11 protein-coding genes are annotated in these 15253 nt (G+C 36.9%); all 11 read right to left on the bottom strand.

The features are described 5' to 3' along the window. Positions 1–36: 36 nt before the first annotated feature. On the bottom strand, positions 37–1029 hold the full coding sequence (locus EG344_RS09930) for an aspartate-semialdehyde dehydrogenase (protein ID WP_123858677.1): 993 nt from the start codon (positions 1027–1029) through the stop codon (positions 37–39). A 67-nt stretch (positions 1030–1096) separates the two neighbouring features. Next, entirely contained in the window at positions 1097–1528 is a 432-nt protein-coding gene (locus tag EG344_RS09925) for a hypothetical protein (protein ID WP_123909300.1), read from the bottom strand. Positions 1529–1613: 85 nt separating this feature from the next. Further along, positions 1614–4289 carry a TonB-dependent receptor gene (locus EG344_RS09920; RefSeq protein WP_123909299.1) on the bottom strand — a complete coding sequence of 892 codons (2676 nt, stop codon included), beginning with the start codon at positions 4287–4289 and terminating at the stop codon, positions 1614–1616. Between the two features lie 208 nt (positions 4290–4497). Next, positions 4498–5358 carry a carboxylating nicotinate-nucleotide diphosphorylase gene (nadC, locus tag EG344_RS09915; RefSeq protein WP_123909298.1) on the bottom strand — a complete coding sequence of 287 codons (861 nt, stop codon included), beginning with the start codon at positions 5356–5358 and terminating at the stop codon, positions 4498–4500. Between the two features lie 10 nt (positions 5359–5368). After that, entirely contained in the window at positions 5369–5938 is a 570-nt protein-coding gene (locus EG344_RS09910; protein ID WP_123909297.1) for a hypothetical protein, read from the bottom strand. A gap of 89 nt (positions 5939–6027) precedes the next feature. Beyond that, entirely contained in the window at positions 6028–7599 is a 1572-nt protein-coding gene (nadB, locus tag EG344_RS09905) for an L-aspartate oxidase (RefSeq protein ID WP_123909296.1), read from the bottom strand. A 30-nt stretch (positions 7600–7629) separates the two neighbouring features. After that, positions 7630–8256, bottom strand: coding sequence for an NAD(P)H-dependent oxidoreductase (locus tag EG344_RS09900; RefSeq protein ID WP_123909295.1), 627 nt, complete (start codon positions 8254–8256; stop codon positions 7630–7632). 123 nt (positions 8257–8379) lie between these two features. Beyond that, positions 8380–10644 carry a T9SS type B sorting domain-containing protein gene (locus tag EG344_RS09895; RefSeq protein ID WP_123909294.1) on the bottom strand — a complete coding sequence of 755 codons (2265 nt, stop codon included), beginning with the start codon at positions 10642–10644 and terminating at the stop codon, positions 8380–8382. Between the two features lie 36 nt (positions 10645–10680). Further along, a complete protein-coding gene (locus EG344_RS09890) occupies positions 10681–12948 on the bottom strand; it encodes a T9SS type B sorting domain-containing protein (RefSeq protein WP_123909293.1) in 2268 nt (755 codons plus the stop codon). A 162-nt stretch (positions 12949–13110) separates the two neighbouring features. Next, positions 13111–13587, bottom strand: coding sequence for a ribonuclease HI (gene rnhA, locus EG344_RS09885; RefSeq protein WP_123909292.1), 477 nt, complete (start codon positions 13585–13587; stop codon positions 13111–13113). 24 nt (positions 13588–13611) lie between these two features. Continuing rightward, a complete protein-coding gene (gene dnaB / locus EG344_RS09880) occupies positions 13612–15198 on the bottom strand; it encodes a replicative DNA helicase (RefSeq protein WP_123909291.1) in 1587 nt (528 codons plus the stop codon). Positions 15199–15253: the final 55 nt, after the last annotated feature.

The raw sequence follows: 15253 nt of genomic DNA, 5'->3' as shown, positions 1-15253 counted from the left end.
AATCTCAATTCTGAGACTCTTTTTTATTTTGTTAGTTTATACTAAGTTGTTTGCTACAAGGTATTCTGCAATTTGTACAGCGTTTGTTGCTGCTCCTTTCCTCAGATTGTCTGCTACGATCCAAAGGTTGAGCGTTTTCGGCTGTGACAGGTCCCGTCTGATTCTTCCTACGAAGACTTCATCTTTTCCTTCTGAATATAGAGGCATCGGGTAGTGGTTGTTTTTTACATCGTCCATTACTACCACTCCAGGAGTCTCAGATAAAATCTTTCTTACTTCGTCCAGTTCAAATTCGTTTTCAAATTCGATATTTACACTTTCTGAGTGACCTCCCTGAACCGGAACTCTTACTGCAGTGGCTGTTAAATTGAAGGTGTCATCACCAAGAATTTTCTTAGGTTCTTTCATCAATTTAATTTCTTCTTTAGTATAATCATCCTCTGCAAATACATCGCAATGAGGCAATGCATTTTTGAAAATCTGATATGGATATACTTTAGCAGTAGAATCATCACCGCTGATCTCTCCGTTTAATTGGTCAACAGCTGCTTTACCTGTTCCTGTTACAGATTGGTAAGTAGAAACAATTACTCTTTTTAAATCATATTTTTTGTTCAAGGGTCCTAAAACCATTACCAACTGAATGGTAGAACAGTTCGGATTTGCAATGATCTTGTCTTCTTTAGTCAATACATCTGCATTAATTTCAGGAACGACTAATTTTTTATCAGGATCCATTCTCCATGCTGAAGAGTTATCGATTACAGTTACTCCAGCTTCTGCAAATAAAGGGGCAAACTCAAGAGAAGTAGAACCTCCGGCAGAAAAGATAGCAATATCCGGTTTGGCAGCTATAGCGTCTTTCATGCTTACAATCGTAAATTCCTTCTGTTTATACTTCACCTTTTTACCTACAGATTTTTCGGAAGCTACCGGAATTAATTCTGTTACAGGGAAGTTCCTTTCTTCCAAAACTTTAAGCATAACTTGTCCAACCATTCCTGTTGAACCTACTACAGCTACTTTCATTGATTTAATTAAAAATTTAAGATTAAACTATTTATAAATTATAACGCATATAATTTCTTTGTTTGTTTTAAGCCCCAAAGACTTTTACCCATGGGAATGCGAATGCGAATAAACCTACTGCAATTAATCCCATAATCGTAATACCAAGGGAAATCGTATCATTAGATTTTACTTTTTTGTTAACGATCGTCATTAATACTGCTGCAATAAGCATAGAAAATGGATGTTCAACATATTGGAATCTCAAATCTGCATTTTTCATTACTGAGCCCATGTCCATTCCTTTTGTAAAGTTGATTACCAACATAATGATTCCTAGTAAGAACTGAACGTGGAAGAAAATCATTGTGAAAAGGGTAGTTTTTTTCAAAAACTTGTTCACTTTCCCACTGAAACCGAACATGGTAGCTAAAAGTGCAATGATAAATAACGCCACCAAAAGAAGTTCAAGATACCCGAATCCTTTGTGGGCATTTTTCAAAATTCCGTAAAAATCCATATTTTCTATTTTTTTGTACACAAAGATAACAAAAATCCCGGCTCAAAGCCGGGATTCATATTTATAAAATCTAATATTGTGATAATTAGAAGTTGAATGATAGCGTTGCTGCCCAAGTTCTTCCGAATCCGAATAAAACACGGTTATCAGTTGCAACACCTTTGTACATGTAGCCTAATTGCTCATAAGTTTTCTTAGCAGTGTTGTTTGAACCGTCAGCTAACTTAGAAGGAGCATCAGATGAGAATACATTTGTTGATGCATCAGAAATATAGAATGTATCAAATAAGTTGTAAACGTTTGCTCCGATTGTGAAATACTGAGAAGCGTCTTTTAACTTGATTCTGTATGAAATACCTAAATCAAATAGATTGAAGTCAGGTAATTGTAATACTCCTTTATCTTGTGCTGCCTGATTGGAGAAAGTAGCAATATCAATAGATGAATATACTTTTCCTACATATCTCCATGTTCCAAAGATGCTAAGGTCTTTTACCGGTTTAACGGTAGCCCCTAATGAAGCTGTCATTTGAGGAATACTGTTATTGCTTGTTCCTCCTACTTTTACTTTGTCTAGGTAAAGAGTTGATGCGCTTGCTGTTGAAGATCCTGATAATGAAAGAGGATTGTTGTTGTCATCAAAAGCAGATCCTGTAGCATTTCCTTTGTAGTAGTAGTCACCCCAAGAGAACATTCCCTGGAATTCTAAGAAGCTTGTAGGCTTATATACTGCATCAAATTCAACTCCCTGGTGAATTTCAGTAATTCCACTGATTTCAGCATATCCTGTAGTTGTTGAATTGTCAGCTAATGTAAATGTCTGGTTAGTTCTTCTTAGCCATCTGTCTCTCCATTCAGTTCTGTACAAGTTAAGGTTTGCACTGAATTTAGGAGATCTGAAACCATATCCAACTTCAGCAGAGAAGATTTTCTCATTAGTTAAGCTAGGGTTTACAACCTGGAAGTTACTTGGGTATACAGAGTTCATGAATGGCTGCTTGCTGTAGTAACCAATGTTTGCAAATACATTGTTGTGATCATCAATGTTATAGTTGGCACCCCCTTTAATATTATATCCGAAAAGATTTTTGAATCCGGTTTTTGTATTAACAATTTGTCCCTGTTGTTTAGTTACTCCATCCTGAACGAAGTTATCAATTCTTTGATATCCTTGGTTAGAAACGGATCCCTGAAGGAATGCAGATAATTTATCTTTAGTATATTCAACCTGACCGAATGCACTGTACCAGATAACTTCTCCATCGTTGCTATATCCGATTTGTTCATTTAATGGAGCTGTTTTTCCTCCTAGTGGATTCCATGCAAGCTGCTTATAATCATATCCTCTTGATGGTGTGTAAGGAGGAACATTATTGTTTAGAATCTCTCTATATCCTTTTGCTCCATATAGATCAGAAACTACTTGGTAGTGATAACCGTAGTAATATCTGTCATCTGTACCGATTGAGAAATTCCAGTTGTCATTAACTTTGTGTTGGAAATTTGCTAAGATCCCATACCAGTTGTGAGAGTTGATACTTGATCTTCTGATAATACCGTCTCTTACCTGATATTGTCTTCCATTAGCAGGATTAGTTACCATGTAAGGGTTACCGGCTGCAACTAAATTACTATTTAAAGCAAAGATTTGGTTGTAGTCATATGTTCCGTCAGCTCTTCGGTAAGAGTTGATGTTGTTTGTTGCAGGGGTACCATTACTGTTGAATTTCCCGTTCCAGAAGCTTCCAAGATCTCCTGTTCCACCACCTCTACCATTAGACATGTATAAAACAGTACTTAACTTTGATTTTTCACTCATTGTCCAGTCCCAGTTCAACATCATTACTGGCTTCGAGTAATAGTTTGCTCTGTTTGCAATTGGAGTTCTTGATCCATCTGGATTTACGTAATATCCCCAGTCAGAGTTATAGGTTCTGTCAGGAGTGTTATCGCGATCTGGATTATAGTTGATGTAATCCTTGATGAAAGGAGAATACGTTCTTTGATCGTGCCATTGAGGAGATCCTGTAATGGTGAATTGGAAATTGTGTTTTTTGTTTGGTTCCCAACCTAGAGCAAAGAAGTAAGCATAGGATTCATAATCTGTATTTTGAATGTATGTGCTTCCAGCTTGTCTGCTCATTAGGAATGAAGAAGACCAACCTTTTTCTGATTTACCAGTATTATAAGCGAAAGATGTTTTTAAAAAGTCATTGTTACCAACTCCTAATCTAACAACACCTCCTTTTTTCATATCTGCAGATCTTGTAAGGAAGTTCATTGTACCTCCTACAGAAGCAATCGCTAATTTAGAAGAACCAAGTCCTCTTTGTATTTGCATTGTACTTGTTACATCTGATAGACCTGTCCAGTTTGACATGTAAACAGTACCCCCTTCCATATCATTTACAGGCATACCGTTTACCATTACTGCGATGTTTCTTGATTCGAATCCTCTGATTACAATTTGAGAGTCTCCGAAACCACCACCACCTTTAGTTGCATATACAGAAGGTGTTGTGTTTAAAATTTCAACAAGTTCCTGATTCCCTTGTCTTTCAAGAATTTGTGCTGCTTTAATAGTAGAAACAGCTACAGGTGTTTTTCTATCCTTAGCGATATCTGTAACACCTTTTAAGATTACCTCTTCAATGTCTTTAGACTTAGCTTGCACTGTGTCCTTGCCTTGTTGAGCGTAATAAACACTAGCTGTAGATAAAGTAATTACCGCAGTTAGTATTGATTTGTTGATTAATTTCATAATCGTTAGTAATAATTAGATTTAATTTTCTGCAAAATTCGCAAAATATATTTTAACTATTATTAACTCAATGTTAATTTTTAATCAGTCTTAATAATGTTAAATGCTTGATTGTTAGCAAAATGGCTAAAAAGCGACTTTTTATATGAAAAAAGTCATGTTATTGAATTTTTAATAAAGAGGGGGTGTTTTTATTAAAAATTCAACGCTATTTCACTGCTTTGAGACTCAAATCTATATTCTCAGCCGAGTGTGTTAAAGCCCCTACAGAAATGTACGTAACACCTGTAGATGCAATTTCTTTAAGCATATCACGGGTAATTCCGCCAGAAGCTTCAGACTCAGTAGAACCATTTATCATTTTCACAGCTTTCTTCATGGTTTTAACATCCATATTATCAAGCATGATTCTGTCAACTTTTGCATTGATGGCTTCCTGAACTTCTTCCAGATTTCTGGTTTCAACTTCAATTTTCAACTTTTTCTTCGTCTTTTTAACGTAATCTTTAGCCATTTTCACCGCATTGGTGATGCTTCCGTTATAATCGATATGGTTGTCTTTAAGCATAATCATATCATAAAGACCATACCTATGGTTGGTTCCACCTCCAATAGCAACGGCCCATTTTTCACACATTCTGAAGTTGGGGGTCGTTTTTCTTGTATCTAAAAGTTTGGTTTTGGTTCCTACTAATCTTGAATCCCAGTCATGAGTTAGTGTTGCAATACCACTCATTCTCTGCATACAATTAAGAACAAATCTCTCAGTAGAAAGAATAGATCTAGCACTTCCTGTTACGATAAGAGCTATATCTCCTACTTTACAAGGGGTTCCATCTTTAATAAAAGTTTCAACCTTAAGATTTTTATCAAAAGTTTTAAAAATGATTGCTGCCAATTCTACTCCTGCAAGGATGCAGTCTTGTTTTACAAGTAGCTTAGCACTTTGCTGAAGGTCCTCAGGGATAGTGGAAAGTGTAGAGTGGTCTCCGTCCTGGATATCTTCCTCAAGCGCACTTTTTATAAATGTTTTTAATGCTTTATCTGTAACGTAGGCCGGTCTTTTCATATTTTTAATTTTAGTAATAATAGGCTGATTTTTTTCCGAATAATAAATCATGAATTACGAACAACAAAATTACTTCATTTTCTTTAGCTTTTACTTTTTCAAATTCTATTTTATTTTTTATCCGGTTATTATCTTGATCTGTGCCTTCAAATTCTATAACATATTTTCCGTTACTTTTTCCATATTTATATAATCCATCAAGAAAATATCTCCAACGAAGGTCTTTCCAATTGTATTCACGATTGTGAAACAAAAGTTTATCTTCATTGAATTGTAAAATAGGATGTTGAGAATTATTGATGTAATAAAGAGTTAACGGTATTTTATTATCATTAATAATTTCATTCAGATCAAAATTTTCCCTTCCAAAATAATATGGTTTTCCTAATTCAATAATATTGCATAATAAATTTAAAGGAAGAGGATGTTTTGCTCTGGAGATAATTATTTTTTTTAAAAAACTAAATATATCTTTTACAAAAAACAGCATAATACCTGCACTTCCAAAAAACATTAAATTTCGAAGATCCTGTGGTTTAAAAAAGAAAATGGAGCACATGGCGATTCCTGCAATAAACATGATTATTAAGATCCGTAAAAATTGCAAAATATTAACAATAGTGAGAATTCTCAAACTGAATATTTCCATTCTTTATGTCATTGACTTTTTTACACTAAATCTTTATTGTAAAATGCCCCTTTATTCTCTTTCATTTCCATAGATTGGGTAATGATGAGGTGAGCAACGGTAGTCAGGTTTCTTAGTTCTGATAATTGTGGAGAAAGAATAGAGTAGTGGTAGATTTCATCAACAGCAGCTGCAATTTCCTGGTGTTTTTGTAACGCCATATTCAAACGTCTGTTGCTTCTCACAATTCCTACGAGGTCGCTCATCATTTCCTGAAGTTGTTTTCTCAGGTAGCTGACGATGACCATTTCATCCATGATCTTCATTCCTTCTTCATTCCACTCCGGAACTGCTTTTAAATCATCAAAGTTGAATAGGTTTTCATTAAGAAGAGATACTGTTTTCATGGCAGCATTATGTCCAAAGACTAATCCTTCCAATAGTGAGTTTGAAGCTAATCTGTTAGCTCCGTGTAATCCGGAATTGGTACATTCTCCTACTGCAAAAAGATTTCTGATGGAAGATTGTCCGTCTCTGTCTACTTCAATGCCCCCCATCAGATAATGGCAGGCAGGAACTACGGGAATTAATTGAGTGAATGGATCAATGCCTTCGTTTTTGCACTTCTTGTAAATATTCGGAAAGTGTTCTAAGAATTTTTCATGATTCATTTCCTTGCAATCTAAGCCGACAAATTCGTCTCCGGTAATTTTCATTTCGGCGTCAATAGCTCTTGCAACAATGTCTCTTGAGGCGAGTTCTTCACGTTCATCATATTTATGCATGAACTTTTCACCTCTTTTGGTTCTTAATTTTGCTCCGTCTCCACGAACGGCTTCTGAAATTAAAAACAACATTCCATCCATTTTGCTATACAAAGCTGTTGGGTGGAACTGGTAATACTGCATATTGGAAACCTTTCCTTTTGCACGGGCTACGAAAGCAATTCCATCTCCTGTTGCAATAGTAGGATTGGTTGTATTTTTATAAACATGTCCGGCACCTCCTGTGGCAGCCAGTGTAATTTTAGAGGTGATTTTTTTGATGGTTTTGGATTTTTCATCCAAAATATAAGCTCCATAACAATGAATGTCTCCTTCATTCAATTCTTTTCCAGGAACGTGGTGTTGGGTAATGATGTCAATTACATAGTGATGGTCTAGAATCTCAATATTCGGACTGCTGTTAGCTGTTTCCAAGAGCGCTCTTTCAATTTCAAAACCTGTAATATCTTTATGATGGACGATTCTGTTTTCGGTATGGCCTCCTTCTCTTCCCAGTGCAAATTTGCCATTTTTCATATCGAATTGAGCACCCCATTCTACAATTTCATTGAATCTTGCAGGAGCTTCCTTTACTACCATTTCTACAACATCACGCTTATTTTCTCCGTCTCCGGCGCGCATGGTGTCTTCTATGTGTTTTTCAAAATTGTCTTTCTGAAAGTCGGTGACTACAGCAAGGCCTCCTTGTGCGTATTTGGTATTGCTTTCATCTTCATCAGACTTTGTTACAATGATGATTTTGGCATCAGGGAGTTGTTCAGAAACTTTAATGGCATAAGAAAGTCCGGAAATTCCGGAACCGATTACTAATACATCCGCTTTTATCATGTGCTTGCTTTAGATACAATCATTTAAATATTAAATAAATTTAAACAATTTTTCGTTTGGTTTTCTTACTTTTTTCATATGCTGGAAGTGATCTTCCTCAGAACGGTAACCTAAAGCGAGGGTAACGGTTACTTTTTCTGTTTCAGGATTGATATTCAGAATTTCTTCTATCAGATCTTGCCTGAAGCCTTCCATGGGGCATGAATCTATGTTTTCAATAGCAGCGGCATACATCAGATTGGCTAATACGATATACGACTGTTTTTCTGCCCAGTTGAAAATTTCATCCAGTGTTTTTTGATTAATATGCTGATTAATACTATTCTTGAATGGGACAAGTTGCTCAAGTGGAGTTTCTCTTACCTCGGAAATATGTTTAAAATATCCTTTGATATAATTTTCTTCAATGATCTTCTTTGAAACAATCACAACAAGATGAGAGCACGTGGAAATCTGGGATGGGTTATAAAAAGCAGGAATTAATTTCTGTTTCATTTCCTCACTTTCAACAATGATAATCTTATAAGGTTGAAGTCCCAGAGAACTTGCAGACAGCTTTCCCGACTCAAGAATGTTGTGAAGGGTTTCCTGAGGAATAATTTGATTATTAAATTTTTTCACAGAATATCTTCTGTTTAAAGCCTCCAAATAATTCATAGCACAAATTTAAGAATTGAATATGAATAAAGGGACTTTAAAATGAAATATATCCTCTTAATTTCATACAAAAAATCACCCCGCATAGCGGAGTGACTCTTCTAATATGAATGATAAACGTGATTAATTTCTGTTTTTAACAATAATCCAGCCTGCAAAGTTGATAGGAGTAATCTTATTATTGTTATTTTCATTCCATGAAACGGAATACCAATAGCTTCCAGTAGGAACTCTTCTTCCGTTGGCAGTGCCATTCCATCTGTATCCATTGGTTTTATCTGCTTTGAAAACCTGTAAACCGTATCTGTCATAAATATTAACTTCAAAATTAGGTTTAACAGCCAATGCAGAATAATCAATAAAGTCATTGATGCCGTCATCATTAGGGGTAATGATATTAATGAGGTTAGGAACGGTAACATTAATGGTAATGGGTTCACAGTTATAATTATCTTTTACATAGATCTTAGCGACTCCTCTTGGGATATTGGTGAATACATTGGAATCCTGCCAGACGATATTATCCATTGAATATTGATAAGGTGGCATTCCGCCGTTTACGTGTACGGTAACAGATCCTCCTGAAATGTCTACACTTGAGATGACAGGGCTCTCAGCTGGAATTACTGTTACGGTCTGTGTCGTGATACATTCTCCGGTTTTTAGTTTTACCCAATAGGTGCCAACACCAACATTTTTAATAGCCTGTGTGGTGGCTCCGGTGCTCCATTCATAACTTTTGAATCCTGGGCCGGCATCCAGTGTTGTTTTGCTTTCCATACAGATGATTTTGTCTTTTAAAACTCTGGATGGAGCCGGAGCATTAACTTTTAGAGTAAGTTTAGCGATTGAAAAGCATCCGGTTGCATTGAAAACTTTGACATAGGCAACTCCATTGGGAGCAATATATGCACCCGGATTAGTTATTTCGTTTGTTCCATTAAGCGCATCTGTTAATGATGGGTAATATTTTTTTGTAAATGCAGCCGGATTTGGGATAACGCTGGCATTGATAAGATTAAAAGAGGCGGTCAGTGGATTGCTTTCTATAAAACATGATTCTATTTGAACATCATAAACAGTTATAACTGGATGAGTATTCAGTGTGATTTTGGCTGTGCTTACACATCCCTGTGCTGTAATTACCCTCACATAGATAATCCCTGGTGGAGAGACGTAAGCTGAGGGATTAGTAATCTGATTGGTGCTGGCGTTCAGGTCATGTATACTTGGATAGAATTCTTTTGTAGTACCTGTTAAGGTGGTAACGGCAGCTGAATTGAGATCAAAAATACCAACTCCTCCATTATTGTTGTTACATTCTGTAAGGCTAGCATCAGTTGCTGCAAACGGTGTAGGATCTAGTTGGATGATTCCGTCTCCGTTATCACAAAGTGTTGAGGTGGGATCTTTAACAATTACTTTTATAGTAGTGTTTCCTGTATACTGAAAGCTGGTAGGATTGGCAATGGGAGTGGCAGATCCCAGAATGTAATAAGTGAAAATATAATTACCGGGATTATTTACAAATTGTATATTATATGAAGTAAGATCTACAGTTCCGCTTCCTGTTGCAGGATTGGTACAAACAAAAGGTTTTAGAGTATTGTTTAAAATAGGAACTTTATCTACAAAAACCTTGGCATTTTGGATAGAGTGGCGGGCGCTGGCTCCTCCTGTTGCTGCTGAAAAACCAAAATATCCCTGTGTCATTCCTACCGCATTCCCAGAAGGAGCAAATGACTGATCGGCAATAAGTACCCCGTCTATCTTAATTTTAATGATCCAGTTGGTGGGGTTGGTGAGATCTGTTTCTCCGTTTACTTCAACGTGTCTGTAGGTATTGCCTACAAATGGTTGAGTGGGATTCAGATCAGGAGAGTGGAATGTACTTCCCGGAGTATTATTGAATTCTATATTATTGCCAGCAGTATTGTTGGTGCCATATAAAACATGCACTTTACTCATCTGGCCTTCTGTAGTATTATTAAAAATATCAAAACCTACCATAAGTCCTGATGCATTGGCTGGAATTCCAAGACCTCCTCCTGACACAAATCCTGTTGGAGGGTTGGCTAAATACCAGAATGTAAAACCATCTCCACGTCCAAACTGTGTTGTTCCGTTTCCATCAATTCTGAAATCAAATTCTACCTTCCATTTATCACAATAGCTTAAGGTGATTGGAGTGGCTAATTTTATGGCTCCATACTTACTTGTTTGGTCTGTAGTAAGTCTTATAAAATCTCCGCTTACAATAGCGTCAGATACAAGATCCCAACCTGTGGTATTTACCGGATTTCCGGTAAGTTGATAGGTTTGAGAGAAAGTTTTTCCTGGGAGACAGAGTAAAATGCCCAGTATAAAAAAGAGTAGAGTTTTTTTCATAGGAAAGTATTGTGATGTTGTTATTTGTATTAATGTTTATTCCATATTTTTTACCAATACCCAGCCTGAATATTTCGTTTCAGTGTTGTTTTTATTGTTTTCATTCCAAGAGATTGTATACCAATAGGTAGCACTAGGGATTTTTTTACCATAAGCCCTTCCGTCCCAGGTGTAATTTCTTATTTTGCTAGCTTCGTATAGTTTATTCCCGTACCTGTCATAGACTGTGAAGACTAAGTTTTTCTTGTAAGCTAACGCGGAATAATCTATGAAGTCATTTTTATTGTCTCCGTTAGGAGTGATGGCATTGATGAGGTTAGGAACGGTTATCTGAACCTGAATAGGAGAACAATTATAAAAATCTTTCACAAAGACCTTAACTTCTCCTCTGGCAAGACCGGTAAAAGTGTTTGATGTCTGCCAGTTAATTCCATCTATCGAATATTGGTAAGGTGGTCTTCCTCCGGCGACATTAACTATAATGGTATTGTTATGAATATCTATGTTGGATATTACAGGATTGACAGAGGGTTGTACATTTACAATTTGTGTAGTAATACAGTTTCCTGTTTTAAGTTTTACCCAATACGTTCCGACACTTACATCTTTAATGGATGAAGTGGTAGCTCCGGTGCTCCACAAATAGTCGTCAAAACCAGGGCCGGCATCCAAATCGGTTTTGTTCTCTATACAGATGGTTTTGTCTTTGAGAATTGAAGATTTAACGGGAGGAAGTACAACAAGATTGATCTTGGCTATAGCAAAACAGCCGTTGGTATCTGTTACTTTTGCATACACTGCTGTGTTTGTTGAAGTATATTGATAAGGGTCAGTAATCTCATTGGTGTCGTTAATAGCATTGGCAACTGTTTTGTAGTATTTTTTAATGATACCGGTAGTTAGCGAAGTTACATTGGCTGTTGTTAAATTAAATACGGCATTAGATATATTGTTCTCAATAAAGCAGGATTGTATGGTGTCGTCTCTTACCAGCGTTTCGGGATAGAAAGTAAGGGTGATTTTTGCTGTACCTATACATCCTAGAGGGGTGGTTATTTTTACATAAACTGTTCCCTGTGCAGATACATAAGTATCCGGAGATAAAATTTCATTCGTTCCCGCATTTAAATCATTGAGTGTTTTGTAGTATTTCTTTGTAACACCAATTATGTCAGTTACATTAGCGGAATTTAGGTTGAAAGTTGCTGTTCCTGCTTTATTGTTATTACATTCGGTAAGTGTTTTGTCGTTAGCTTTAAGAGGTGCCAGATCTAGCTGGATTTTTCCATCAGGATTGTCACAAAGTACTCCGGCATTATCTTTAATAACAATAGTTATCGTTTTATTGGTGTTAAAATCATAGCTTGTAGGGTTGGCTATAGGGGTGGAGCTTCCCTGAGGATAGTAAGTGAATGTATAGTTTCCTGGATTGGAAACAAACTGAGCGTTAAAATCAGTTAGGTTGACACTTCCATAGCCGGTGGTGGGGTTTGGGCAGAAAGATTGAGTGGCTAAGGTCTTTAAAATGGAAACCTTATCAGTATATATTTTTACATTTTTAATGGAATGTTTAGCACTTGCTGCTCCGGTAGAGGCCGAAAAGCCAAAATATCCCTGGGTCATAGTAGCAGCTCCAGCTGAAGGAATAAATGATTGTGATGTGATGGTGTTGCCATCTATCTTTACGGTAATAATCCAGTTGGTGGGGGTGGCGGGATCTGTTATTCCTGTAACTTCAACGTGTTTATAAGTAGATCCTACAAAAGGTTGGGTAGAATTGAGGTCTGGAGAATGAAATGAACTTCCTGGAGTATTGTAGTATTCCAGTCCATTCGTATCTATAGTATTAGGAACTACTCCATAGGCAACATGAACTTTGCTCATCAGCCCGCCTCCTGCCATATTGTTATAGATATCAAAACCTACAATCAGACCCGTTGCATTTTGCGGAATTCCCAGCCCTGCTCCTTGTTGGCTGGTGACTGGAGGGTTGGCAAGATACCAGAATGCAAATCCGTCTCCTTTACCTGTTGATGTTCCATTTCCATCAATTCTGAAATCAAACTCAACTCTCCATTTATCACAATACTTTAAATTAATAGGGTCGTTGAGCTTTATGGCGCCGGCTTTATTGGTGATGTCATCCGTGAGCATGATGAAATCTGTATTGGCAACTGCGCTAGGGACTATAGTCCATCCAGTGGTATTGATAGGGTTTCCGGTGAGCTGATAGGTCTGGGCAAAGGATGTTCCAGATAGGGTAAGTAAAAGAATAGAGAAGTAAAATAATAAATTTTTATTCATTTCACTGGGAATTTAATTAGTGTAAATATATTAAATCCCAATTAAAAAATAGTTGCTTTATGTTAATTTTGTTAAAAAAATTAGATATTATTCAAAAAATGATATTTATTATGATAAAGTAGTGAATGTTGTGCGTGTTATTTGGGATTAGTATTAATTAAATTAAAAGAGCGAATTGTTTTCAAGTCCTTCAAAATAAGTGTCAATTTCCAGTTCAGAAGAACTGGCTGCAGCAACGGCTAATTTGTCACAAAGTTCATTTTCGAAATGACCTGCATGTCCCTTTACCCAATGCATCGTAGGTTTATGTTGATTGTAAACTTCAATGAATCTTTTCCAAAGATCCGGGTTCTTTACGTTTTTCCAGCCTCTTTTGATCCATCCAGTAATCCAATTCTGGTTAACGGCATCTGCTACATACTTGCTATCAGTATATACATGAATATCATTTTCCGTAGATTTTAGTTTTTCCAGTGCAGAAATTACAGCAAGGAGTTCCATTCTGTTGTTGGTGGTTTTTCGAAAGCCTTTAGAAAATGTTTTCTGATAGTTTTTTTCAGGAACACGCATGAGAATACCATATCCGCCTTTTCCGGGATTTCCACTGCATGCACCATCTGTATAAATTTCGATTCTCAAATTTGCTTTATAAAATTGAATTATTTAAAATGGGAAGTCATCATCATCATCAAAATCATTCATGGAAGATCCTGAAAGTTTCGAACTGTCCGGAAGATCAAACGCTGCCCCCGGTTGGATGGTTGTTTTGATTTTATCAAAACCGCTTGGTTCCCCAAAGTTCGATGGATATCCACCTCCCATGCCGCCATCAAGAGCCGCTTCAATATCACCAAATTTTGCAAAGTGCTTTAAGAAAGATAGTCTTACATCCGCTGTGGCACCATTCCTGTGTTTTGCGATAATTAATTCGGCCTGATTTTCCGTGGAAGTTTCCTGTCCCTCTTCATCATTATCCCAAACAGTAATTTTATAGTATTCCGGTCTGAAGATGAAAGATACAATATCTGCATCCTGCTCAATCGCTCCGGATTCCCTCAGATCTGAAAGCTGAGGTCTTTTTCCGGGACGCGTTTCCACACTACGTGAAAGCTGAGAAAGTGCAATTACCGGGACGTTCAATTCTTTTGCAATCGCTTTTAATGAACGGGAGATCATGGAAATTTCCTGTTCACGGTTTCCAACTCCTTTTCCGCTGCTCCCCGCTGTCATCAGCTGAAGGTAGTCGACCATTATCAGTCTTACCCCGTGCTGCATTACCAGTCTTCGGCATTTTGCACGGAAGTCAAAGATCGAAAGTGATGGCGTTTCATCTATATATAAAGGAGCATTTTCCAATTCAGATACGTTGGAGAATAGTCTTTGCCATTCTTCATCGTCAAGAGTTCCTTTTCGGAGTTTTTCGGATGAGATTCTTGTTTCCGAGGCGATCATCCTGGTAATAAGCTGTACTGAAGCCATCTCGAGAGAGAACAGTGCCATTGGGATTTTATGGCCCACAGCAATATTTCTTGCCATCGAAAGAAGAAAGGCGGTTTTTCCCATCGCCGGACGGGCAGCAATGATAATAAGGTCGGAATTCTGCCATCCTCCGGTTTCTTTATCTACATCCCTAAATCCTGAAGGAACACCGGAAAGTCCCTCTTTGTCTTTTAAAGATTTGATGGTGTCAATCGCTTGTTTTACTAATGAATTAGCCGTGTCAAAACCTTTTTTAATGGTTCCGTTGGTGATCTCAAAGAAAGATTGTTCTGCTTTATCCAGAAGTTCAAATACATCCGTTGATTCTTTATAAGAAGAATCAATCACATTCGCAGAAACGTTAATAAGACTTCTTAAAATATATTTTTCAAGAATAACACGAACGTGATACTCAATGTGGGCAGATGAACTTACTCCCATAGTAAGGTCAATGATATAATGATCTCCTCCTGCCTGACTTAATTTATCCTCTTTTTTAAGATCCTGAATAATGGTCATTAAATCTACCGGATGGTTGCCTTCATAAAGCTTTAAGATGATAGAAAAAATAACCTGATGTCTGGGATCGTAAAATACTTCCGGAGTAAGGAGGTCAATGGAATGATCCAGACCTTTCTTGTCAATCAAAAAAGTTCCGATAACAAGTCTTTCAAAATCCACTGCATTAGGAGGCATTTTTCCATCCGCAATAGACAGTTCTTTTGCAAAGTTTCCGTGTGTAAGGGATGATAATGTTTCTTTCTGCGCCATGGTGCAAAGATAGCTTATTTAAAAAATATTAAAAAAATAGTATTCAACAAATTAT

Origin of the sequence: Chryseobacterium sp. G0162 (genome assembly GCF_003815715.1) — a bacterium.
GTDB lineage: Bacteria > Bacteroidota > Bacteroidia > Flavobacteriales > Weeksellaceae > Chryseobacterium.
The sequence above is the reverse complement of the archived record's forward strand: the minus strand, read 5'-3'. Positions and strand labels throughout refer to the sequence as shown.

Excerpts from the sequence above, each read along its gene's own strand:
- EG344_RS09920 (WP_123909299.1), bottom strand. The coding sequence starts at position 4,289 with ATGAAATTAATCAACAAATCAATACTAACTGCGGTAATTACTTTATCT.
- EG344_RS09900 (WP_123909295.1), bottom strand. The coding sequence starts at position 8,256 with ATGAATTATTTGGAGGCTTTAAACAGAAGATATTCTGTGAAAAAATTT.
- EG344_RS09890 (WP_123909293.1), bottom strand. The coding sequence starts at position 12,948 with ATGAATAAAAATTTATTATTTTACTTCTCTATTCTTTTACTTACCCTA.
- EG344_RS09925 (WP_123909300.1), bottom strand. The coding sequence starts at position 1,528 with ATGGATTTTTACGGAATTTTGAAAAATGCCCACAAAGGATTCGGGTAT.
- dnaB (WP_123909291.1), bottom strand. The coding sequence starts at position 15,198 with ATGGCGCAGAAAGAAACATTATCATCCCTTACACACGGAAACTTTGCA.
- nadB (WP_123909296.1), bottom strand. The coding sequence starts at position 7,599 with ATGATAAAAGCGGATGTATTAGTAATCGGTTCCGGAATTTCCGGACTT.
- EG344_RS09910 (WP_123909297.1), bottom strand. The coding sequence starts at position 5,938 with ATGTTTATTGCAGGAATCGCCATGTGCTCCATTTTCTTTTTTAAACCA.
- EG344_RS09930 (WP_123858677.1), bottom strand. The coding sequence starts at position 1,029 with ATGAAAGTAGCTGTAGTAGGTTCAACAGGAATGGTTGGACAAGTTATG.
- nadC (WP_123909298.1), bottom strand. The coding sequence starts at position 5,358 with ATGAAAAGACCGGCCTACGTTACAGATAAAGCATTAAAAACATTTATA.
- EG344_RS09895 (WP_123909294.1), bottom strand. The coding sequence starts at position 10,644 with ATGAAAAAAACTCTACTCTTTTTTATACTGGGCATTTTACTCTGTCTC.